General features: G+C 67.3%; 24 protein-coding genes and 1 pseudogene. 9 read left to right on the top strand and 16 right to left on the bottom strand.

The features are described 5' to 3' along the window. Positions 1-12 precede the first annotated feature (12 nt). Positions 13-681, bottom strand: a complete 669-nt coding sequence (locus ACWF4Z_RS21705; RefSeq protein ID WP_452244909.1) for a FadR/GntR family transcriptional regulator — start codon at positions 679-681, stop codon at positions 13-15. A gap of 255 nt (positions 682-936) precedes the next feature. Between ACWF4Z_RS21705 and ACWF4Z_RS21700 the strand changes: the two genes are divergently transcribed. From ACWF4Z_RS21700 to ACWF4Z_RS21690, 3 genes are read left to right on the top strand one after another with little or no spacing between them, the layout of a single operon-like run. Beyond that, a complete protein-coding gene (locus ACWF4Z_RS21700) occupies positions 937-2,271 on the top strand; it encodes a 2-isopropylmalate synthase (RefSeq protein ID WP_452244908.1) in 1,335 nt (444 codons plus the stop codon). After that, positions 2,259-3,050, top strand: a complete 792-nt coding sequence (locus ACWF4Z_RS21695) for an ABC transporter ATP-binding protein (protein ID WP_452244907.1) — start codon at positions 2,259-2,261, stop codon at positions 3,048-3,050. The genes ACWF4Z_RS21700 and ACWF4Z_RS21695 overlap by 13 nt, the downstream gene beginning before the upstream one ends. 24 nt (positions 3,051-3,074) lie before the next feature. Beyond that, positions 3,075-3,572: a hypothetical protein gene (locus ACWF4Z_RS21690; protein ID WP_452244906.1), complete on the top strand. Its 498-nt coding sequence runs from the start codon at positions 3,075-3,077 to the stop codon at positions 3,570-3,572. Positions 3,573-3,595: 23 nt separating this feature from the next. On the opposite strand, the gene ACWF4Z_RS21685 is transcribed toward ACWF4Z_RS21690, so the two are convergent. Both ACWF4Z_RS21685 and ACWF4Z_RS21680 read right to left on the bottom strand, forming a co-directional pair. Continuing rightward, positions 3,596-3,883 carry a helix-turn-helix domain-containing protein gene (locus tag ACWF4Z_RS21685; protein ID WP_452244905.1) on the bottom strand — a complete coding sequence of 96 codons (288 nt, stop codon included), beginning with the start codon at positions 3,881-3,883 and terminating at the stop codon, positions 3,596-3,598. A 30-nt stretch (positions 3,884-3,913) separates the two neighbouring features. Further along, positions 3,914-4,609, bottom strand: a complete 696-nt coding sequence (locus ACWF4Z_RS21680; protein WP_452244904.1) for a DUF1707 SHOCT-like domain-containing protein — start codon at positions 4,607-4,609, stop codon at positions 3,914-3,916. A 172-nt stretch (positions 4,610-4,781) separates the two neighbouring features. On the opposite strand from ACWF4Z_RS21680, the gene ACWF4Z_RS21675 reads away from it, so the two are divergent. After that, the gene (locus ACWF4Z_RS21675; RefSeq protein ID WP_452244903.1) at positions 4,782-6,449 is read left to right on the top strand and encodes a fumarate hydratase; all 1,668 of its coding nucleotides are present in this window, start codon (positions 4,782-4,784) and stop codon (positions 6,447-6,449) included. Between the two features lie 131 nt (positions 6,450-6,580). Here ACWF4Z_RS21675 and ACWF4Z_RS21670 read toward each other — a convergent pair whose 3' ends face one another. From ACWF4Z_RS21670 to ACWF4Z_RS21645, 6 genes are read right to left on the bottom strand one after another with little or no spacing between them, the layout of a single operon-like run. Then, on the bottom strand, positions 6,581-6,739 hold the full coding sequence (locus tag ACWF4Z_RS21670) for a hypothetical protein (RefSeq protein WP_452244902.1): 159 nt from the start codon (positions 6,737-6,739) through the stop codon (positions 6,581-6,583). Positions 6,740-6,798: 59 nt separating this feature from the next. Further along, positions 6,799-7,491 (bottom strand): DUF402 domain-containing protein, encoded by a 693-nt coding sequence (locus ACWF4Z_RS21665; RefSeq protein WP_452244901.1) that lies wholly within the window; start codon positions 7,489-7,491, stop codon positions 6,799-6,801. Beyond that, positions 7,488-8,891: a class II fumarate hydratase gene (locus ACWF4Z_RS21660; RefSeq protein WP_452244900.1), complete on the bottom strand. Its 1,404-nt coding sequence runs from the start codon at positions 8,889-8,891 to the stop codon at positions 7,488-7,490. The genes ACWF4Z_RS21665 and ACWF4Z_RS21660 overlap by 4 nt, the downstream gene beginning before the upstream one ends. A 44-nt stretch (positions 8,892-8,935) precedes the next feature. Next, entirely contained in the window at positions 8,936-9,589 is a 654-nt protein-coding gene (locus ACWF4Z_RS21655; RefSeq protein ID WP_452244899.1) for a spermidine synthase, read from the bottom strand. Between the two features lie 4 nt (positions 9,590-9,593). Further along, entirely contained in the window at positions 9,594-10,262 is a 669-nt protein-coding gene (locus tag ACWF4Z_RS21650) for a response regulator (RefSeq protein WP_452244898.1), read from the bottom strand. Further along, positions 10,246-11,454 carry a sensor histidine kinase gene (locus ACWF4Z_RS21645; RefSeq protein ID WP_452244897.1) on the bottom strand — a complete coding sequence of 403 codons (1,209 nt, stop codon included), beginning with the start codon at positions 11,452-11,454 and terminating at the stop codon, positions 10,246-10,248. The genes ACWF4Z_RS21650 and ACWF4Z_RS21645 overlap by 17 nt, the downstream gene beginning before the upstream one ends. 147 nt (positions 11,455-11,601) lie before the next feature. Here ACWF4Z_RS21645 and ACWF4Z_RS21640 point away from each other — a divergent pair, with 147 nt between their 5' ends. Together ACWF4Z_RS21640 and ACWF4Z_RS21635 are read left to right on the top strand one after the other, a co-directional pair. Then, complete coding sequence (locus ACWF4Z_RS21640; RefSeq protein ID WP_452244896.1) at positions 11,602-12,009, top strand: hypothetical protein; 408 nt, start codon at positions 11,602-11,604, stop codon at positions 12,007-12,009. 24 nt (positions 12,010-12,033) lie between these two features. Continuing rightward, positions 12,034-12,138: pseudogene (locus tag ACWF4Z_RS21635) on the top strand (alpha-L-fucosidase); the annotation flags it as partial. Between the two features lie 18 nt (positions 12,139-12,156). Here ACWF4Z_RS21635 and ACWF4Z_RS21630 read toward each other — a convergent pair. The 5 genes from ACWF4Z_RS21630 to ACWF4Z_RS21610 all read right to left on the bottom strand — a co-directional run bounded on the left by ACWF4Z_RS21630 (position 12,157) and on the right by ACWF4Z_RS21610 (position 16,631). Further along, positions 12,157-12,855 carry an aggregation-promoting factor C-terminal-like domain-containing protein gene (locus tag ACWF4Z_RS21630; RefSeq protein ID WP_452244895.1) on the bottom strand — a complete coding sequence of 233 codons (699 nt, stop codon included), beginning with the start codon at positions 12,853-12,855 and terminating at the stop codon, positions 12,157-12,159. Between the two features lie 206 nt (positions 12,856-13,061). Next, positions 13,062-14,396 (bottom strand): PhoH family protein, encoded by a 1,335-nt coding sequence (locus ACWF4Z_RS21625; protein WP_452244894.1) that lies wholly within the window; start codon positions 14,394-14,396, stop codon positions 13,062-13,064. A 701-nt stretch (positions 14,397-15,097) separates the two neighbouring features. After that, positions 15,098-15,541, bottom strand: coding sequence for a hypothetical protein (locus ACWF4Z_RS21620; RefSeq protein ID WP_452244893.1), 444 nt, complete (start codon positions 15,539-15,541; stop codon positions 15,098-15,100). A 60-nt stretch (positions 15,542-15,601) separates the two neighbouring features. Further along, complete coding sequence (locus tag ACWF4Z_RS21615; protein ID WP_452244892.1) at positions 15,602-15,730, bottom strand: hypothetical protein; 129 nt, start codon at positions 15,728-15,730, stop codon at positions 15,602-15,604. Between the two features lie 121 nt (positions 15,731-15,851). Continuing rightward, on the bottom strand, positions 15,852-16,631 hold the full coding sequence (locus ACWF4Z_RS21610) for an isoprenyl transferase (RefSeq protein ID WP_452244891.1): 780 nt from the start codon (positions 16,629-16,631) through the stop codon (positions 15,852-15,854). Positions 16,632-16,957: 326 nt separating this feature from the next. On the opposite strand from ACWF4Z_RS21610, the gene trhA reads away from it, so the two are divergent. Then, positions 16,958-17,653 carry a PAQR family membrane homeostasis protein TrhA gene (gene trhA / locus ACWF4Z_RS21605; RefSeq protein WP_452244890.1) on the top strand — a complete coding sequence of 232 codons (696 nt, stop codon included), beginning with the start codon at positions 16,958-16,960 and terminating at the stop codon, positions 17,651-17,653. Here the strand turns inward: trhA and ACWF4Z_RS21600 are convergent. After that, positions 17,650-18,099: a MarR family winged helix-turn-helix transcriptional regulator gene (locus tag ACWF4Z_RS21600; protein ID WP_452244889.1), complete on the bottom strand. Its 450-nt coding sequence runs from the start codon at positions 18,097-18,099 to the stop codon at positions 17,650-17,652. The two genes, trhA and ACWF4Z_RS21600, sit on opposite strands and share 4 nt — an antisense overlap. A 106-nt stretch (positions 18,100-18,205) precedes the next feature. Here ACWF4Z_RS21600 and ACWF4Z_RS21595 point away from each other — a divergent pair, with 106 nt between their 5' ends. Together ACWF4Z_RS21595 and ACWF4Z_RS21590 are read left to right on the top strand one after the other, a co-directional pair. Continuing rightward, positions 18,206-19,381, top strand: a complete 1,176-nt coding sequence (locus ACWF4Z_RS21595) for a phosphotransferase (protein ID WP_452244888.1) — start codon at positions 18,206-18,208, stop codon at positions 19,379-19,381. Positions 19,382-19,443: 62 nt separating this feature from the next. Then, positions 19,444-19,965 carry a hypothetical protein gene (locus ACWF4Z_RS21590; RefSeq protein ID WP_452244887.1) on the top strand — a complete coding sequence of 174 codons (522 nt, stop codon included), beginning with the start codon at positions 19,444-19,446 and terminating at the stop codon, positions 19,963-19,965. Here ACWF4Z_RS21590 and ACWF4Z_RS21585 read toward each other — a convergent pair. Next, on the bottom strand, positions 19,962-21,377 hold the full coding sequence (locus tag ACWF4Z_RS21585; RefSeq protein ID WP_452244886.1) for a M28 family metallopeptidase: 1,416 nt from the start codon (positions 21,375-21,377) through the stop codon (positions 19,962-19,964). The two genes, ACWF4Z_RS21590 and ACWF4Z_RS21585, sit on opposite strands and share 4 nt — an antisense overlap. Between the last annotated feature and the right edge of the window lie 7 nt (positions 21,378-21,384).

The raw sequence follows: 21,384 nt of genomic DNA, 5'->3' as shown, positions 1-21,384 counted from the left end.
GCCAGACACGACCTAGCTAACGCTGCTGCGGACTGCGCTGAGGTGGTCGCGGGAGCGCTGGGCCGCGAGGTCCGGGTCGCGGTCGCGGATCGCGTCGGCGATCGCCTCGTGGGCCGCCTGATCGTGCCTGTGCCGATGCTGGTCGTCCAGCTTCAGCATGTCGATCATCGCCCGCCGGATCCGCGGCACGAACGTGTCGAACAGCTCGGTCAGTACGGCGTTGTGCGCGGCCGTCACGACCGCACGATGGAACGCCAGATCGGCCTCGACGTACCAGTCGTCCGGTGATTTCTCCGACGCCTTCTTCCGATCGGCCAGCGTGTAGCGGAACGCCTTCAGATCGGCCGGCGTACGACGGGAGGCGGCCAGCCGGGCCGCCTCTGTCTCGATCGCCAGCCGGCCCTCCAGGACATCGGTGATGTCTGCCCGGCGCAGCACCTTGTCCCAGTCCTCGACCGCCTGCAGGGCGATCACGAAGACGCCGGCACCTTGGCGGCTCTCGAGCACCCGGCGGCCGGCGAGCTCGCGGACGGCCTCGCGGATCGTCGACCGGCCGACGCCCAGCTGCGCTGCGAGCGTGGTCTCGCCCGGGAGCTTCTGGCCGATCGGCCACTCACCGTCGCCGATCCGGCGCAGCAGCTCCTCGGCTGCCTGCTCGGCGAGCGGGTGACGGCGAATCATGCGGGTCAGTCTAGAGGCCTGCAGGTTGTCAGCTTGTCTGAGGAGTTGGTTTGGGGTTAGCGTGCTCCCATGTCCTCGATCAGCCCGGCCAGGAGCCCGCTTCCGGGCCACCTGCGTGACCCCCTCGCGGGGCTTCTCCTTCACCGCCACGGCGGGAGCTGATCCGACCGGCGCTCCCCTCGTGGAGTGCCGTCGTACGCCGGTCTGCTCGCACCTGTGCCCGCACCTCTGCTCGCACCGACCGAAGGACAGACCGTGAACTGGAACCGCCAGCAGCACTCCCCCCTGCCCAGTCACCGCTACCGCGACATCTTCGCGAAGGTGCCGGTCGCGCCGATCGACCGGGAGTGGCCGGATCGCCGGATCACCACCGCGCCGCTGTGGGTGCCGGTCGATCTCCGCGACGGGAACCAGGCACTGCCGGACCCGATGGATCCGGACCGGAAGCGCCGGCTCTTCGAGCTGATGGTTGCCATCGGCTACAAAGAGATCGAGGTCGGTTACCCGTCCGCGTCGCAAACCGACTTCGACTTCGTCCGGCTGCTGGTGGAGTCGGAGCTGGTGCCTTCCGATGTCACCATCGTCGTGTTCACGCCGGCTCGGCGTGATCTGATCGAGCGGACCGTCGAGTCCGTCGCGGGGATGCGTGGTGACGTGGTGATCCACCTGTACGCCGCGACCGCGCCGGTGTGGCGGGACGTCGTGCTTCGTCGTACGCAGGACGAACTGGCGTCGATGATCTATGCCGGCGCCGAGGACATCCTGTCGTTGGCCGGGGACTCGGTGCGGTTCCAGTTCTCGCCTGAGGTGTTCAATCTGACTGAGCCGGATTTCGTGCTGGAGCTGGCCGATCAGCTCACGAAGCGGTGGGATGCGACGCCGGAGCGGCCGGTCATCCTCAATCTGCCGGCCACGATCGAGGCCGCGACGCCCAATGTGTACGCGGACCAGATCGAGTACATGCACAAGAACCTGCCTCGGCGCGACGGCGTGATCCTGTCGGTGCACCCGCACAATGACCGTGGGACCGGCATCGCGTGCGCGGAGCTCGCCGTACTGGCTGGTGCGCAGCGGGTCGAGGGATGCATCTTCGGCAACGGCGAGCGGACCGGGAACGTGGACATCGCGACGCTCGCGCTGAATCTGCACGCGCAGGGCGTGGACCCGATGATCGACTTCTCCGATATCGATGGGATCCGGGAGGTGGTCGAGTACTGCACGCGGATGCCGATCCATCCGCGGCATCCGTACGTCGGGGAACTCGTGTACACCGCATTCTCGGGTACGCACCAGGACGCGATCCGGAAGGGGTTCGCTGTCCAGGGGTCCGGGGACTGGGAGGTGCCGTACCTGCCGATCGATCCGGCGGACGTCGGGCGCGGGTACGAGGCGGTGGTCCGGGTCAACAGCCAGTCGGGTAAGGGTGGGATCGCGCACGTACTGGAGTCTGTGTACGGCGTGTCGCTGTCGCCGGCCGAGGAACGGACGTTCGCGCGGCACGTGCAGCGGCACACGGACGCGAGTGGGCGCGAAGCGAGTGCGGAAGAGTTGAAGGCGCTGTACGAGGAGGTTTTCGGGTGCTCGAACTGAAGGACGTCGACTTCGTCCGCGACGGCAAACTGCTGCTCGGCGGGGTCTCGTTGACCGTGCTGGAGGGTGAGCGCTGGGCGCTGCTCGGGCCGAACGGTGCTGGGAAGAGCACGCTGCTCGGTTTGTGTGGCGCGATCACCCACCCGACGCGCGGGACGGTCGAGATCCTCGGCAAGCGGCTCGGGGCGGTCGACATCCGGACGCTGCGCGAGTCGATCGGGCATGTGAATCCGCGGCATCCGCTGCGGTCGCCGTTGAGCATCGTGGAGATCGTCCTCACCGGGCTGACCGGGACGATCGAGCTCATGCCGCGCTGGGAGGCGACGGCCGCTCAGCGGTCCCGGGCGCTCGAGTTGATCGAGCTGTTGGGGATCAGCGCGCTGGCCGCCTCGCCTTGGACCACGCTGTCCCAGGGTGAGCGCGGCCGGGCGCTGATCGCGCGGGCGCTCATCTCGGATCCGCGGCTCCTGCTTCTGGACGAGCCGTCGACCGGCCTCGACGTGGCAGCCCGCGAGCAGCTGCTCGAGACGCTCGACCAGATCCACGTCTCACATCCCGACCTGGCGTGGGTGCTCGTCACCCACCACCTCGAGGAGCTCCCGACCTGCACCACCCACGCAGCCCTCCTCCGCGAGGGCCGCGTCCTGGCGGCCGGCCCGTCCGACGAGACCCTCACAACCGACCTCATCTCACAAACCTTCAACCACCCCATCCACATAACCCGCCACACAGGCCGCTGGACCGCCACCACGCACCGAGGACCAACTACAGTGACCTGACTTCCGAGCCACGTGGGGGGACACATGACGGTAATGGGCGAGCGGTCACCCGAAGCCTGGACGACCGAACTGCAACGCACCGGCCGTGTCGTGTTTCCGCTGCGCCGCCGGTCGGTGCTCCTGGGCCTCGCCTACGTGATTCCGGTGACAGCTTTCGCAGCGATCAGGATGCCCGATGTGCTGGGTTCCGGACGCGTGGAGCGAATCAGCATCTTTGCCGCGCTCGTTCTGTACGCCGTCGCCGTAGCAGCCGCCGCCTGCCAGCTGATCGTTCAACGCCCAGTCGTCGTAGTCGATCGCGAGGGCATCCGCCGCGGCCGCAAGTTCCTCCCGTGGACCGACATCGGCGCAATCGGCCTGGCCGGCGGCCCGTCCGTAGCCAGAAGACTACCGATCATCCCGAAGGACGCCTGGGCGAAGGACCTAACCCTCCACAGCCAACACGTCCGCGACCTCCCCGCCCTTCGCCTCTGGCTGGAAGCCCTCCTAAAACAACACCAAACCCCAGCCGACGCCAACTGAACTCAGGCGGGGAACGGCGACTGCTACGCGGCCGAGTTGGTTTCGTCGAAGCGGACTACTAGTTGGGCTTGAAAAGCTTGCGCGATCCGCTCGAGCAGAGCGAGCGTCGGAACGGTCCCGCCGGCTTCGAAACGAGCCAGCGCCGACTGCGTCATCCCCGCGGCCTCCGCGAGCCTGGTCTGCGTCCACCCACGCCGCTCACGCATCTGCCGCACGGTCGCCCCAAGCTCAAAAGCCCGCCGCGTCGCGTCGTAAGCCTCAGCAGCCCCCGCCTCCCCCATCCGCCGCCCACGAACCTCATCCCACGCCATAGCACGGATGCTATACGGCGCTTTGGGGAATCAGGAGAGGCCGAGGCGTTTGGTGAGGCGGGGGCCTCTTTTGATTTTGATTTCGCCGAGGATGGCGGTGCAGCGGATGTGGAAGGTTTTGGGGCGGGCGGTGGTGGCGTTGGGGTCGGGGACTACGCCGAGGGTGGCTTCTTGTTCGGAGACGGAGCCCAGGATCGGGTTGCTGTCCAGGAGGACGATCGCGTTCTGGGGGACGCGGATCTTCACGTCGGCGAGGATCGACTTCACCTCGACGTGGACCTCGTCGTACGGGATGTTCGCCTCGGTGTAGTCGAGCGTGATGTCGCCGAGGACCGCGTTCACCTCTTGGCGTTGCGGGACCATCCAGCTGCCCATGCGCTTGGTCTCGGACATGAACGCGTTGATGACCGGCCCGGTCTCGACCATCGCGCCGGTGTGCTGCGGGCCGACGGCCGGTAGACCGGGTGTGCGCAGACCGTTCGGCAGGTCGGCAGTGAGCTCGACGAGTTCGCCGTACGTCTTGGAGTTGTACAGCGTTTCGAGCCGCTCCTCGAGCTCGCTGTAGGACAACCGTCCCTCGCCGGCAGCCTCGCGCAGCACGTCTCCGACCTCCTCCCGCTCGAGGTCGGACACCCGCCGTCGCAGCGCCAGCTCGTCACCGGTCGGCGCCTGCGCGGGCACGGCGTCCTGCGGTCGGTTCTCCTGGGGAACGTCATCCTGAGCCACGTCCAAAACCATACGCGCGGACCCGTTCCTCCGCAGACCGTTTCCACCCCGATTCGCCCCTGAGACCTGCCCTGAGACCGACCGGGTACGACGCGACGCGGGGTGCGGGCGCGGTGAGGTCAGGGGCGAACTAGGCTTGGGGTTTCAGACCACTTGCCTTGGAGGTACGACGGTGTCGTCCGAGTTCAACTACTCCGATCTGTTGCCTTTGGGTGGTGACGAGACCGACTACCGGCTGCTCACCACCGAGGGCGTGAGTACGTTCACGGCGGGCGATCGGACCTTCCTGCAGGTGGAGCCCGACGTACTGCGGGCGCTCACCGCGGAGGCGATGCACGACATCTCGCACTACCTGCGGACGGCCCACCTCGCGCAGCTGCGGCGGATCATCGACGACCCTGAGGCGTCGGGCAACGACCGGTTCGTCGCGCTCGACCTGCTGAAGAACGCGAACATCTCCGCCGGCGGGGTGCTGCCGATGTGCCAGGACACCGGCACCGCGATCGTGATGGGCAAGAAGTCCGAGGGCGTACTCACCGGAGCCGTCGACGAGGAGTGGATCAGCCGCGGCGTGTACGACGCCTACACCAAGCTGAACCTGCGGTACTCGCAGATGGCGCCGCTGACGATGTGGGACGAGAAAAACACGGGTTCCAACCTGCCGGCCCAGATCGAGCTCTACTCGACGCCGGGTGGGAGCGGGGACCCGGCGTACAAGTTCCTGTTCATGGCCAAGGGTGGCGGGTCGGCGAACAAGTCGTTCCTGTTCCAGGAGACCAAGGCAGTGCTCAACCCGACCGGGATGATGACATTCCTCGACGAGAAGATCAGGTCGCTGGGGACGGCCGCGTGCCCGCCGTACCACCTCGCGATCGTGGTCGGCGGGACGTCCGCGGAGTTCGCGCTGAAGACCGCGAAGTATGCGTCGGCGCACTATCTCGACGGGCTGCCGACGACGGGATCGGCGGTGGGGCACGGGTTCCGGGATCTGGAGCTCGAGGAGGAAGTCTTCAAGCTGACGCAGGACTTCGGGATCGGCGCGCAGTTCGGTGGGAAGTACTTCTGTCACGACGTGCGGGTGATCCGGTTACCGCGGCACGGTGCGTCGTGCCCGGTAGCGATCGCGGTGTCGTGTTCTGCAGACCGGCAGGCGCTGGCGAAGATCACGCCGGAGGGTGTGTTCCTGGAGCAGTTGGAGCGGGATCCGGCGCGGTTCCTGCCGGACACGACCGATGAGCATCTCGCCGACGACGCGGAGGTGGTGCGGATCGATCTGAACCGGCCGATGTCGGAGATCCGGGCCGAGTTGTCCAAGCTGCCGGTGAAGACGCGGCTGTCGTTGAGCGGTCCGCTGGTGGTGGCGCGGGACATCGCGCACGCGAAGATCAAGGAGCGGTTGGACGCGGGCGAGCCGATGCCGTCGTACTTGCGCGATCACGCGGTGTACTACGCGGGACCGGCGAAGACGCCCGAGGGGTACGCGTCGGGGTCCTTCGGGCCGACGACGGCCGGGCGGATGGATGCGTACGTCGATCAGTTCCAGGCGGCGGGTGGGTCGTTCGTGATGCTTGCCAAGGGCAACCGGTCGGCGAAGGTGACGGCGGCGTGCAAGGAGCACGGCGGCTTCTACCTCGGCTCGATCGGCGGTCCCGCCGCCCGGCTGGCACAGGACTGCATCAAGTCCGTCGACGTGATCGAGTACGCCGAACTCGGGATGGAAGCCGTCTGGAAGATCCAGGTCGAAGACTTCCCCGCCTTCATCGTCGTCGACGACAAAGGCAACGACTTCTTCACCGACACCAGAAAACCAGTCCCACTAACTGTCCGCCCAAGAAGCTGAACCCCCCGAAGGCAGGTGGGGTGGGGCCGCCAGCAAACCAGTCCCGCTGACGGTCTGCGCCAGAGGCTGAACCAGGTGCGCGGAGTCACCGCAACTAATCCCACTCACCGTCTGCCCGAGCAGGCTGAGGCTCAGCTTGCTTGGGATTCGGCTGGTTCGGGGAGTTTGAGCATGAGGGTTTTGGCGGCCTGGACCAGGTCGGCTTCGTTGTGCCCGAAGGCCTGGAGGTAACACTTGAGGGCCGACCGCAGTAGCTGGAGCTCCTCATCCTGCAACTCGATGCTGTACATCTTCCCACGGTAGATCCGAACCACCCGAATGCACCCGCCCGTGACCGACCCGTTGCCGGCTAGCTGTGGAGTTCCTCGGCGATGAGGGTCGGTTGGTGGGTGGTGGGAGCGACTGGGACGTGCCAGTGGGACGGGGGGATCCAGTCTTTCCAGTTGTCGGCGTATGGGGTCCTCCAGGACTGGATGTCCTGGATGGCGAGGTGGGCGTTGGCCGTGATGGCGTCGGCCTCTGACTGGGTGTAGCGGCCGGCTATGACAGCGCCCTCCAGCTCGTCTTCGTCTTTCCACTCGATGGTGCGATCCGGGTGGATCCACAGGTCGAGGACGTGGTCCGACGTCGTCGTACGGCGGGCGCCGACATCACGGACGTGCGGTGTCTCGAGGTTCACGTACCAGCCGCTGAACGAGCCGTCCGCGCGCCAGAAGTGCCAGACCGACCACGGCTTCCCGCGCGGCGCCACCTTGAGGATCCCGGTGCCGCGCCAGATGTCCAGCTTGAGCACCCGGTCATCGGTGAACATGTTGACCGGACCGGCCTCCCGGGTCTCGCGCCCGTCCACGAGCACCGGCTTGATCACCGGCGTCCCGGCCGCGAGCCAGGCGACCAGCCCATCCGCGTCATCCCGCACCACCGTCATCGGTCGGACGTGCGGCTTGTCCGCGTGCCGTCCGGTCCCCTCGTAGATCCACTCGATCGTCGTCCCCGGCTCCCAGAACCCGTCGACCGGGGCGACTCCGTTGTCCGAGATCACGAGTCCGCCGGCCGGGTCATGGAGAGTACGTCGAGAGCCGCGTCCAGCTGCTCCTCGGTCAGGTCACCCTTCTCGACGTGCCCGGTCTCGATGACGACCTCGCGGATCGTTTTGCCTTGTTTCAAAGCACTCTTGGCCACGGCCGCCGCGTTCTCGTAGCCGATGTAGCGGTTCAGCGGGGTGACGATCGAGGGTGAGGACTCGGCCAGCGCACGCGCGTGCTCGACGTTCGCGGTGATGCCGTCGACGCAGCGATCGGCCAGCAGCCGCGAGCTGTTGGCGAGCAGGGTGATCGACTCGAGCAGGTTGCGGGCGATCACCGGCAGCATCACGTTGAGCTCGAAGTTGCCGCCGGCACCGGCCACGGTGATCGTGGTGTCGTTGCCGATCACCTGCGCGGCGACCATCAGCGTGGCCTCGCAGATCACCGGATTCACCTTGCCCGGCATGATGCTCGACCCGGGCTGCAGGTCCGGCAGCGCGATCTCGCCCAGCCCGGCCCGCGGCCCGGAACCCATCCAGCGCAGGTCGTTGCAGATCTTCGTCAGGCTCACCGCGACCGTCTTCAACTGCCCGGACAGCTCGACCAGCCCGTCCCGCGCGCCCTGCGCCTCGAAGTGATCCTCAGCCTCCGTCAACTCCAGACCCGTCCGCCGATTCAGCTCGGCGATCACCAGAGCAGCGAACCCGGGCGGCGTATTGATCCCCGTCCCGACAGCCGTCCCACCGAGCGGCAGCTCGGACACCCGTGGCAGCGTCGCCCGCACCCGGTCCGCCCCGCGGCGGATCTGCTGCGCATACCCGTTGAACTCCTGTCCGAGCGTCACCGGCGTCGCATCCATCAAGTGCGTCCGCCCGGACTTCACCACCTCGGCGAACTCAGACCCCTTACGCGCCAGGGAATCCGCCAGATGCGCCAACGCCGGCAACAGATCCTGTACGACGCCCGCCGTGGCCGCGACGTGGATCGCCGACGGGAAGGTGTCGTTACTCGACTGGGACGCGTTCACATGGTCGTTCGGGTGCACGTCGGACCCCAGCGCGCGCGTCGCCAGCGTGGCAAGCACCTCGTTGGCGTTCATGTTCGTCGACGTCCCGGACCCGGTCTGGTAGACGTCGATCGGGAACTCCGCGTCCCACTCCCCCGCCGCGACCTCGTCCGCGGCGGCCACGATCGCGGCCGACCGCTCCGCGTCCAGCACGCCGAGCTGCGCATTCACCACGGCCGCCGAGGCCTTGATCTGGGCCAGCGCGTGCACGAGCGCCGGCGCCAGCGGCCGCCCGGAGATCGGGAAGTTCTCCACCGCGCGCTGGGTCTGCGCCCGCCACAACGCGTCCCGAGGCACCTTGACCTCGCCCATCGTGTCGTGCTCGATCCTGAATTCCACGTTGTCTCCCATACCTGCAGAGTACGTCGATCGCCGCCGCGATCCGGACCCGATCTTCACCCTGTGGATAACGAACCCTGGTACACGTAGTAGGTCTCCGCCCGCCCCTGCAGCTGCACCGGCATGGGATGCACCTCACACCTACCGAACACGGCCGTCAAAGCCTGACCCAACGCAGACGACTCCGACGAGGACCACACCGTGAGTACGCCGCCCGCCCGCAACTTGGCCCGGCACACAGCCAGGAACGAAGGCCCGTAGATCACCGAATTCTCCTTGTACACAAGGAAATCCGGCCCATTGTCGACATCCAGCAGGATAGCGTCCAGCGACGCATCAGGTGACGAGGCAACAACCGCCCGTACGTCGCCGACCTCGACCGAAACCCGTGGATCGTCCAGAACCGACGGCACCAATCCGGCCCGCATCCACTCCACCAGATCAGGCTCGATCTCGGCCACGATCACCGACCCCAACCGGTCGTCGGCCAACAGCGCACGGACCGTGTAGCCGAGCCCCAGCCCGCCCACGAGCACGCGCTCAGGACGCCGTACCGAAGCCAGTGCCGCCGACGCCAACAGCTCCTCGCTGGACGTCTCCTGGTCGTCCATCACGAAGACCCCATTGACCCGCAGCTCCAACGCACCGGTCGAGCGGCGTCGCAGCACCAGCTCGCCGCGGTCACTGACCGCCCGCGCGACCTCGTCCATCGGTTCAGACCAGTCCAGCATCGTGCGCGAGCAGAGCGAGCTGGACCCGGCTGGTGAGCTGCAGTTTGGCCAGCGCGTTGGTCAAATGGGTCTTGACCGTGGAGATACCAAGCTCCAACCCGGCGGCGATCTCCGCGTTGCTCTTGCCTTGCGCAACCGCCAGTACGACGTCACGCTCCCGCCCGGTCAACGAGTCCAGCGACGCGAGTGCCGTCGTACGACGTCCGCCCTCGCCTGCCCCGCCGACGTGATCCATCAGCTGCCGCGTGGACTGTGGCGACAACACCGACTCCCCCGCTGCGGCCTTCACTACGGCGGCCACGATCTCTGGAGGCGTGGCGTCCTTCAGCAGATAGCCGGACGCCCCCGCACGCAATGCGCGCAGCAGGTACTCATCGGACCCGAACGTCGTCAGCATGACCACCTCAGGCGCACCAGGCCGACGCCGGATCGCCTCTGTAGCTGCGACCCCGTCCATAACCGGCATGCCGATATCCATCAGTACGACGTCCGGCCGTACGTCGCGCACCGCGTCGACCGCCTCGCGCCCGTCACTGGCCGTCCCGACGAGATCCAGCTCGGATGCGCCGGCCAGCATGCTGGACAACCCCGCCCGGACCAGCGGATCGTCGTCGACGAGCAGCAGCCGGACCGGATCACTCACGCCGCTCATCGTAGGACACCCACGGCAGCCAAGCGGCAAGCCTGAACTCGCCGTCTGCGGTCGGCCCGTGCTCCAGCCGGCCACCTGCCAGCGAAGCGCGCTCCGCCAGCCCGATCAGCCCCACCCGCGAGCCAGGACCCGCACTGCCCGGCTCCAGCCGGTTCGACACCTCAACGGTCAGCCCGATGCCCGGGCCGCCGCTCAGAACCAAACGGACCGGCTGATGCGGCGCATGCTTGCTCGCGTTCGTCAGCCCCTCCTGGATGATGCGGTAAGCGTGCCGCCCGACGCTGTCCGGTACGTCAGCCAGCTCCACAGCGACAGTGGGCTCGATCACCATGCCCGCAGCCTGTGACTCCGCCACCAGGTCGTCCAGCTCGGCAATGCCCCGCCGCGGACCGTCCATGGTGTGCTGAGAACGCAGTACGCCGACAATCTCGCGCAGATCGTCCACACAGTCCCGTGCACTGGACCGAATCACCCCCGCGGCCCGCGACACCTCGTCCAACGGCATATCCGGCCGGAACTCCAACGCACCGGCATGCATGCTGAGCAACGACAACCGATGACCGAGCGCGTCGTGCATCTCGCGGGCAATGCGCTCCCGCTCTCGCCGCTGGCCCTGCTCGACCCGCAACTGCTGCTCGGTCTCGGCCCGGACGGCTCGCTCGGTCAGTGAGGCCATCAGCTGCCGCCTGGTCCGTACGACGATCCCCCACGCCACGATCGCGGCACAGGCCAGCGAGGTGAGGGTCACGGCGATCCAGTACGCGTTCGGCAGGTCAGCCACCGGATAGAGCCAGAACTGCAGCATGCAGGACACCGCGGACGCCGCGGCCAGTGTGATGCTGATTGCCGGTCGGCGATGTACGGCGACGTTGAAGAGCGTCAGTCCGGCCACGCCGCCAACAGACGGGATGGCGGTGGACGCGAAGATCATCACCACAGTCAGACCGATCGGCCAGCGTCGCCGGAGCAGCAGGGACAGCGCCGCGGCGGTGCACGCCGCCAGCTCCAACCAGGTCGGCACCCGCCCGAGTCGCGGCGCGGGTCCACTGTTCCCGAGCGCGATCAGCCCGAGCAGGAACCCGATCAGCACGCACGCGACGTCGACCACCCGGTCGCGCGGAGTCAGCCGCCCGTAGCCGGGCGCAGCCCGCGAGCCTGGCGCGATCAGCGCTGTGAAGATCCCCGAATCCACCCGACCGACGGTAGCGCCTGCGCTCCGGGCGCACCGACCCCGCGGCCGATCGGGAGACTTTCGGTGGAGCCCGGATCCGTCGATCGGCGCACCGGCAGCTACGCCAGGTGGAACCGCTCGATCACTGTCCGGGGTCACGATAGAGCCATGATCCTTGCCGAAAGCACCTATCGCGGGACGACGGCCGTCGAACTGTCCGCGCGGAGCGGCTGGAAGGCCGTCCGGGCCTTGATCGACCAGCGCGCGATCTTCCCCCGCTCCGGCACGATCCGGCTGTACCTGAACCGGCTCGAGCTGACCGGCTGGGACGGCGGCCGCGACATCACCATCCACCCCGGCGAGCTGAAGTCGGTCAGCAACGAGTTCACCGACCTGTACGGGCGTATCTACGGCGGCGGCTCCAAGACCCTCGGCGCCCCACTCGTCCTCGAGCTGCGCAGCGGCACCCTGCTCTACCTCCTGGTCAACCACCGCTGGTTCACCGAACGCACCGACAACGCGGCGTGGTCCGGCCGCCTCAGCCAATGGCTGATGTCCAGCAGCAACCAGGGCTGATCGTGAAGCACCGCCAACAACGGTGCGCTGCTACTGAACGTCGGTCCGAGTGGTGGCGAGGGTGTGATCGTCCCGGAGCAGGCCAGCCGCCTCACCGACATCGGCGCGTGGATGCGAGCCCACAAGTAAGGCCCACCAGTAGCGGGATCAGTACCAGCCGCGGGACTGGGAGTGGCTCCACGCGGAGCACGGGGATCCGTAGGTGTTCTCGATGTAGTCCAGACCCCACTTGATCTGGACGACCGGGTTGGTACGCCAGTCCGAGCCGTACGCCGCCATACGAACGCCGGGGAGAGCCTGCGGGATGCCGTACGCCGTGGAGCTCGGGTTGTCGGCGTGGACGTTCCAGCGCGACTCCTTGTTCCACAGCTTCTCGAGGCAGCTGAACTGGCCCTCGCTCCAGCCGTGGTCGGGCAGGAGATTCATCGCGATCTCCTTCGGCGTGCCCTTCAGCTTGGCCCGCTCGGCGTCGCGGCTGGCGCGCTCCTCGCGCGAGTTCGCCTCGGTCTTCTGCAGCGCCTTGTACCGCTTGAGCGCCGCGTTCTTCGCGGCCTGGCGCAGGTCGGACTGGTCCTGCAGGGCCTTCTGCTCGGCCACCCGGGCCTCGATCTGGTTCCGCAGCCTGGTGACGTCCTGGGCCTGCTCCTCGGCGTCGGTCGGCTTGGCGATCGGCGTGCTGCCGACATGGGCCTTCTCGCTGTTCAGCACCGCCATCTCGGCGCGTCCTGACACCGGCTCGGACGCGCTGCTGCTGCCAGGAGAGCTGAAGAGGTCGATACCGGCGACAACGGAGACGACGACGATTCCACTCACCGAGAGAACCGCGACGGAGCGCTTGGCTTTCATCTGTCCTTCCGAGAAACCCGACCCCCGTCGGCTGCAACGAGAACATACTCTGGCGTAAACCGAGCGTGATCACAAGCAGGTCACGAGCGCAACGGCGCGGCCGCCGGTGTGGCGACCGCGCCGTGACAGAAGTCTTACGAGCGCTTTACACGAGAGTTATGACCTACCTCCAGAAACACTCCTTACAGGGAAGGAAAGAAAGAGCATCAGAGCTGTAGATCGTCGAGCATTTCCGTAACCAGGGCGGCGATCGGGGAGCGCTCCGAGCGGGTCAGCGTGACGTGGGCGAACAGCGGGTGCCCCTTCAGCTGCTCGACCACAGCGACCACTCCGTCGTGCCGTCCGACCCGCAGGTTGTCCCGCTGCGCCACGTCGTGGGTGAGGACCACCCGCGAGTTCGCACCGACGCGGGACAGCACCGTGAGCAGCACGTTGCGCTCGAGCGACTGAGCCTCGTCGACGATCACGAACGCGTCGTGCAGCGACCGGCCGCGGATGTGGGTCAACGGCAACACCTCGAGCATGCCGCGGTCCATCACCTCGTCGATCACGTCACCACCGGCCAGCGCACCCAGCGTGTCGAAGACCGCCTGTGCCCACGGCTGCATCTTCTCCGACTCCGAGCCGGGCAGGTAGCCGAGCTCCTGGCCACCGACCGCGAACAACGGCCGGAACACGATCACCTTCTTGTGCTGGCGCCGTTCCATCACCGCTTCCAGGCCGGCGCAGAGCGCGAGCGCGGACTTGCCGGTACCGGCGCGGCCCCCGAGCGAGATGATCCCGACGTCCGGGTCCAGCAGCAGGTCGAGCGCGACCCTCTGCTCGGCCGACCGGCCGCGGATCCCGAAGGCCTCCCGGTCACCCCGGACCAGCCGGACCCGCTTGTCCGGCATCACCCGGCCGAGCGCACTGCCCCGATCGGACAGCAGCACCAGCCCGGTGTGGGTCGGGTACTCACCGGCCTGCGACAGCTCCAGTACGCCGTTCTCGTACAGGTCGTCGACCACGTGGGTCTCGACCTCGAGCTCAGCCATCCCGGTCCAGCCGGACTCCAGCGTCAGCTCGGCGCGGTACTCCTCGGCCATCAGCCCGCAGGCCGACGCCTTGACCCGCATCGGCAGGTCCTTGGAGACCAGCGTGACGTCCTTGCCCTCGGCCTTGAAGTTGCAGGCCACGGCCAGGATCCGGCTGTCGTTGTCGCCGAGCCGGAAACCGGCCGGCAGCGTCTCGGGGTCGGTGTGGTTCAGCTCGACCTTGAGGGTTCCACCCTTCTCTCCCACTGGTAGGGGCGCATCAAGACGTCCGTGCAGTATCCGGAGCTCGTCGAGCAGCCGCAGTGCGGTCCGAGCGAAGTAGCCGAGCTCCGGGTGATGCCGTTTGGCCTCCAATTCGGTGACGACGACCACCGGAACGACCACCTCGTGCTCGTCGAACCGCAGCATCGCGTGCGGATCCGACAGCAGCACCGAGGTGTCCAGCACAAAAGTGCGCTGGGCCGGTGTGGATGAGGTACTTGACGCCTTGGCGTGGGTGGCAGCCATGTCGCACGTCCTCTCGGGCCGCGACGTGCACCACGTCCGGCCCACCAGTGGTTAGGTGTTGGACCGGGAGTCGGGGTGATCTGGTGCAGATCCCCACCGGACCGCGACACGCGCAGGTCCGGGAACCAGTGAGAGCGAGACCGTGGGTCTCGGGCACTCCGTTCTGCCCCTCATGGGGCAACCGGCTGGCAAACGATTGTCAAGCTGATCGAGCCTCCCGTGACAGCCGGCTTCCCCTCCGACCGTCCCTGTCAGAGTAGAAGCGTCCCGCAAACGCCGCAGCCCGACACGCCCGGCCACGGGGTTAACAGGGTGTTACACCTTCCCCCCACCCGAGGGAGACGGTTCACTCCGGCGGGTGATCCGGTACGGCGAATGCCCCGCAACGCTCAGTACATGAGGAAGAACTGGCCGTTGTGGAGTGGTTACGCCACCGCGATCTGGTCGCTCGTGTACGGCGTACTCGGGGTGTACTGGGCTCTCGGCGGCGCGGGGTATCCGTTCGCGCAGGTGAACAACGACCGGGCCACCGCCTCGGTCCTGGAAGGTACGCCGGTGCACGTGGTCGCACCGGTGCTGGCAGCGATCGGACTGGGCGGCGCCGTCCTCGCAATCGTGATGACTCGGCGGCAGGCTCGTGGCTGGGCGCTGCAGGCGATTGCCGCGGTGCTGGCCGTCGGGCTGGCTCTCGTGATCCCTGACTACACACTGATCGCAATCGTCGCGCTCTCGCCCGCGATCCTCGTGTTCGCCTTCACCGGTGTGCCGGGAGCGCAGGGTGGTGTGGGCGACATCCTGTACTGGCACCGGATCAACCTGATCATCCTGTTCGTCGGCGGCGTGCTCTGGGCAGCGACTGCGATCGCGTACCACCGCCGCAGCCGCAACGCCTGCGTTTCCTGCGGCCGCAGCGATCGACCCGCTCCTGCGTGGACCACACCGGACGCAGCAGTCCGGTGGGGACGCATCGCGGTGCTCGTAGCAGTACTTGCGAACGTCCCGTACGAGATCACCCGGGTGGCCTGGTTCTTCGGCTGGCCGCTGGGGATCAGCCGTGAGTTCCACCAGATGATGGCCGACACGCCCGGCATGCTCGAGATGGGCCTGGGGTTGGCGCTGATGGCCACCGCGGGCAGCGTGCTCACGCACGGGCTGGTGCATCGCTGGGGTGAGGTCTATCCGCGCTGGATCTGGTTCAAGGCCGGTCAACGCGTCCCACCGCTGCTGGCGATCATCCCGGCGTCGGTGGTGGCCGTCGTACTCATTCCTGCTGGTCTGATGAACGCCCAGCTGCCACTGGACGGTGACAACTGGGCGGTCAACGCTCCTGGCATCCTTTGGACGTTATGGGGTGCCGCTCTGGGCGCCGCGACGTACGCCTACTACCTGCGCCGACGTACGACGTGCCGACGGTGCGGACGGTCATCTACACCGCCGGTCGCGCCAGAAGTCACCTCAGGTGCCGAAGCGGCGTTCTCGTTGGGCGTAGCTGCGGACGGCGCGGAGGAAGTCGACGTGGCGGAAGTCCGGCCAGAGGGCTTCGCAGAAGTAGAACTCGCTCAGCGCGCTCTGCCAGAGCAGGAAGCCGCCGAGGCGCTGCTCTCCCGAGGTGCGGATGACCAGGTCGGGGTCCGGCTGGCCCTTCGTGTACAGGTGCCGGGCGATGTGCTCGACGTCGACGCGCTCGGCCAGCTCCTCGATCGAGATGCCTTGCGCGGCCTCCTCGAGCAGCAGGGACCGGACGGCGTCGGCCAGCTCGCGGCGACCGCCGTACCCGACCGCGACGTTGACCAGCATCCCGTCGACACCCTGGGTGGCCGCCTCGGCACCCTTCAGCACCTCGGCCGTGTGGCCGGGCAGGAGATCGAGCGCGCCGACCGGATGGATCCGCCAGCGGCCGATCGAGGTCAGCTCCTCGACCGCCTGCTCGATGATCTTCAGCAGCGGCTCGAGCTCGTCGGCGGGACGAGTCAGGTTGTCGGTGGACAGCATCCAGACCGTGACGACCTTCACGCCGACGTCGTCGCACCAGTGCAGGAACTCGGTGATCTTGTTCGCGCCGGCCTCGTGACCGCGCGAGACCGGGTCGCCGGACGCCCGGGCCCAGCGCCGGTTGCCGTCGATGATGACGCCGATGTGCCGCGGGATCCGGTCCGGGGACAGGGATCGCCGGACTCGGCGTTCGTACAGGCCGTACACCGCATCGCGCAGCTTCTGCTTGCCAGGTGTCCGCATGGGCAGGGTGATCTCCCTTTGTCGGACAGCTCATCGCGTCCGGGCCTCGAGTTCCTCTGTCCTGAGGCTAGCCCACTTCGGGGTGTGGACGAGAGGGCTCGGAGTGACTGGCAGGTGGCTCGAAGGAAGCTGCCAGGAAGATCGAACTTTCGCCGAAGTTCGTGCGTCGGACACGCGGGTACCGGTGTGCCGAGCGGTGATGTCGCCTACATTTCACCCTTATGGACCATTGAACCTACGGTTGCGTAGGTTACGGTTGCGTAGGTAAGACCCGCAGGCCTCAGCACGCAGGACTGAACCGCCCGGCACCCCTCGAAAGGACGGCGATGACCGCTACCAGCGCCCAGCCCCACGACATCGGCCACCGATTGTCCGGTCGACTCGGTCCGCTCAAGCCCAAACTTCGGGGCTGGCTGCACGCCGGGACCTTCCCGCTGGCGACCGCCGGCGGCATCGTGCTGATCTGCCTGGCTCCGCACGCCAACGCCCGCTGGGCCGCCGCGGTCTACACGGTCGGCTCGATGCTGCTGTTCGGCATCTCCGCGCTGTACCACCGGTTCTACTGGAGCAAGACCGGCGAGGCGATCCTGCGCCGGCTCGACCACAGCAACATCTTCCTGCTGATCGCCGGCACCTACACCCCGCTCGGGATGGTGCTGCTGCACGGACAGGACCGCGTGCTGATGCTCAGCCTGGTCTGGGGCGGAGCCCTGCTGGGCATCCTGTTCCGGGTCTTCTGGGTGGGCGCGCCCCGCTGGCTCTACACCCCGATCTACCTCGCGCTCGGCTGGGTCGCGATCTTCTGGATGGGCGACATCTACCACGCCGGCGGCGCCGCCGTGGTCACGCTGATCGCGGTCGGCGGCGGCCTGTACTCGATCGGCGCGGTCGTCTACGGCACCAAGCGGCCGAACCCCTCACCCCGCTGGTTCGGCTTCCACGAAATCTTCCACGCCTTCACCGTGGCCGCCTTCGTCTGCCACTACGTCGCCGTCAGCATCGCGACGTACCGCGCGGGCTAGTCCGCCAACTCTCGCAGGGTTTCGCGCAATTCTTCGAAGCGGTCGGGGCCGAGTCGTTCGGCCCAGACCGCTTCGACGCGTTGGATCGCGGCCACGCTGAACGCGACCGCCTCGTCGCCACGACCGGTCCGGCGGACCAACCGGACCCGGCGATCGCCGCTGAGCCGATCGGATGCGGTGAAGCCGAGCTTCTCCAGGTAGTCGACGTGCTGGCCGAGGCCCTGTTTGGTCATCCCCACGATCTCGGCCAGGTCGGTGATCCGCGCGCCGTCGGCCGGGATCAGCTCGAGCAGCCGGTAGTGCGAGACCCGGAGCCCCGGGAACTGGTCGTCCGAGTCGGCCAGGATCTCGGCGCGGAGCCGCTTCATCGCCCCACCGATCAGCCCGGCGATGTGCTCGGGCCACGGGTCGGTGGCCGGACCCGAAAGGTCGTTGACGGAAGTCATAAGGCAACTTTACTATCTCGATAGTAAGGCTGCTTTACTTCTTCCGTCTGAAGGCTTTCAGAAGGCATCGGCGGACGATGAGCGGCAGAGCCAATGGGGGGAAACCATGTCCATCACCGCACTCGAACCACTCGGCCGCGACGCCCTGACCTGCGACGACTTCACCGCACTCGTCCGCGCGATCACCGGCGATCCGGCCGCGGCTCCGGGCCAGGTCCGGGTCGAGCAGGTCGACTACCCGATCGGTACGCCGAGCACCGAGGCCCTGGTCCGCCTCTTCGGTACGGCGACCACCGGCGCGGGTGACGTGGTCGACTGGTCGTGCTTCGTGAAGAAATTCCAGTCCGTGCGGCACTGGGAGTACCTCGACATGGTGCCCGCGGGGTTCCAGGAGGCGTTCATTCAGAACCTGCCCTGGGAGCTCGAGATCGCCGTCCACCGCAGCTCGATGGCAGACGTACTGCCGGACGGTATGCGGCTTCCGCGGGCCTACCGGATCGACGTGTACGACGACGATCGCGGCACGCTGTGGATGGAGAACGTCGTACAGACGCCTGGTCCGTGGCCGCTGGAGCGGTTCGAGCGGGCGGCGTACCTGCTGGGCAGGCTGTCCGCTCGTCGGCAGCCGCATCTGGTCGAGCCACTGCTCCCCCGCGGCAATGTGTCGACTCCGGGGGTCGGATTGCGCTTCTACACCGGCGGCCGGGTGCTGCGCGCCGCAGTGCCCACGATCGCCGACCCGGAGACGTGGAAACACCCACTGCTCGCAGCAGCGGTCTGCAACCTCGGTGACCACCGGCTGCGCGAGGATCTGCTCGAGCTGAGCGAGCGGTTGCCCGCTGTCCTGGATGCGCTCGACGCGCTGCCGCAGTGCTACCAGCACGGGGACGCGAGTCCGCAGAACCTCCTCGTACCGCAGGAGACGCCGGACGAGTTCGTCGTGATCGACTGGGGGTTCGACTGCCCACAGGCGGTCGGGTTCGACCTGGGTCAACTGCTCGTCGGCCTCGCACACGCCGGTGAGTTGTCGCCGGAGGCGCTGCCGGCTGTGCACAAGGTGATCCTGAAGGCGTTCCAGGACGGTCTGGCCGCGGAGGGGATGCAGGTGAGCGGGGAGCAGGTGCGGTACGGCTATCTCGGCTCGCTCTGCGCGCGGGCGACGTTCACCGCACTGCCGCTGGAGGAGATCACCCGGATGGGCGGCGGCGCGACCCTGGAGTTGTTCGAGGACCGCCTCCTGCTGACCCGTACGCTCGTCGACCTGGTGTCCACCGTGGTCTGACGATCACATCTCAGTACTGTCACAGCTGCAACGAACAGCTCGGCTGCGGGTATCCATGGTGCGTGAGGAACCTCAGCGGATACGCAGTGATCGCCGCAGTCGCCGGACTAGTCCTGAGCGGCTGCGGAAACGAGTCCAGCGGTCAGGGCGGCAATCCACCACCCTCACCGGCTCCAACCAGTGCCCCGAGCAGTACGCCGTCCGTGACGCAGTCGACCCCGGTCGGTACGGCGCTACCGCTCACGGTCTCGCGGACCGGCGGGTTCGCCGGCTTCGACGACCAGGTGCAGATCGGCACCGACGGCGTCGCCACGGTGAGCGCGCGGGGCAAGGAAACGATCCGATGCAAGCTCGACCCGACCTTGCTGACGACCATCACCTCGGCCGCTCAGCAGGTCGACTGGGCCAGTGTGGTCGTCACCAAACCCACTCCCAAGCACCCCGACGACATGATCGTCGCGGTCTCGGCGAACGGGAAGACCGCCCGGCTCGAGGACCCCAAGGTGAAGCCGTTGGCGGCCCCGGTGAGCCAACTGCTCACCAAGGCCGCCATCCCTCCGGGCAAACTCTGCAAGCCGGTCTAACCGGCTGTCAGCGACACGTCGTCGATGACGAAGCTGGTCTGCAGCGACGAGTCCTCCTGACCGGTGAACTTCACGGTGACCGTCTTTCCCTTGTACTGCGAGACATCGACGGTCTTCTGCACGTACGACGCGGTCTTGTTCAGGTTCGAATAGGTCGCCAGCGTGGTCGTGGTGGACCCGTCGACGACTTGGACCTTGACCGTGTCGTACACCGTGGAGGTCGTGGTCTCCGCGGTGTCGATCAGCAGCCACAACGACAGCGCGGCGGCTGTCGCCGAAGCCGGGATCGGCACCGACTGACCGACGTTCTCCGTGCTGCTCCGGCCGTTCCCCTGCAACCACGCCTTGTAGCTACCGGTCCGGGCCGGGCGTGACGAACTGTTGGTGATCACCCCGGACGTGCCGGTCCAGTTCGCCGTACCGGACTCGAAGCCCGGGTTCTGCAGCAGGTTGTCACCGGTCGGCGGTGGACCGCTGCCGTAGTCCTTCTGGGCGTAGTTCCAGACCATGTGGCCGATGGCATCGATCTGGCGGTCCAGAGAGGTGAGGTCGAGGTTGCTGATGGTGTCGCAGGAGCGGTGGTAACAGGCGTCGAACGCGGTGTTCGCCGTACCACCCCACTTGGTTGCCTGTGCCGACGACTTGATCTCCTCGGCGCCGGAGAACGTCCCGGCGGTGGGGATGCCGAGGGAGCGGAAGGCCGCGTGATCGGACCGGCCCTGGACATCGATGAACTCGGTCTGGACGCTCTTACTGGTGAAGTAGGAGACCAGGTCGTCCCGAGCACCGTTGCCGGCCGGGTTGTCGTCGTACACGAAGTAGCCCGGGTTCGGCGAGGCGATCATGTCGAAGTTCAGGTAGAGCTCGATCTTGTCGCGCTCGGCCGCGGGCAGGTTGTTCACGTAGTACTTGGAGCCGAGGAGCCCTAGCTCTTCGGCGCCCCAGAAGCCGAAACGCAAGCGATTCCTGGGGGTTTGGCCACTGGCAGCGTAGGCGAGGGCGGTTTCGAGTACGCCGGCGCTGCCTGAACCGTTGTCGTTGATCCCTGGGCCGGCGCTGACGCTGTCCAGGTGTGAGCCGGTCATGACGACGTGGTTCGCGTCGCCGTGTGGCCACTCCGCGATCACGTTGTACGACGTACCGGCCGAGGTGGAGAAGGACTGCAGCGTGGTGGTGTAGCCGGCCGCGTCGAGCTTGGCTTTCACATAGTCGGCCGACGCCCGGTAGCCGGTCCGGCCGGTGTAGCGGTTCCCACCGTTGCTGGTGGCAATCGACTGCAGCTGGTCGAGATGGGCCTTGGTGTTCGTGACCGAGATGTCCGGGGAGTCCGCGGCGACCGCCACGTTGCCGGGAGCAAGCAACGTGGCGGCCACCAGTGCGGCACCGAGTCCCGGACCGAGAACCCTGTGCATAGGAGTT

It is taken from the genome of Kribbella sp. NPDC055071, assembly GCF_053608045.1.
Note: the sequence above shows the minus strand (reverse complement) of the source record. Positions and strands in the feature narration are given on the sequence as shown.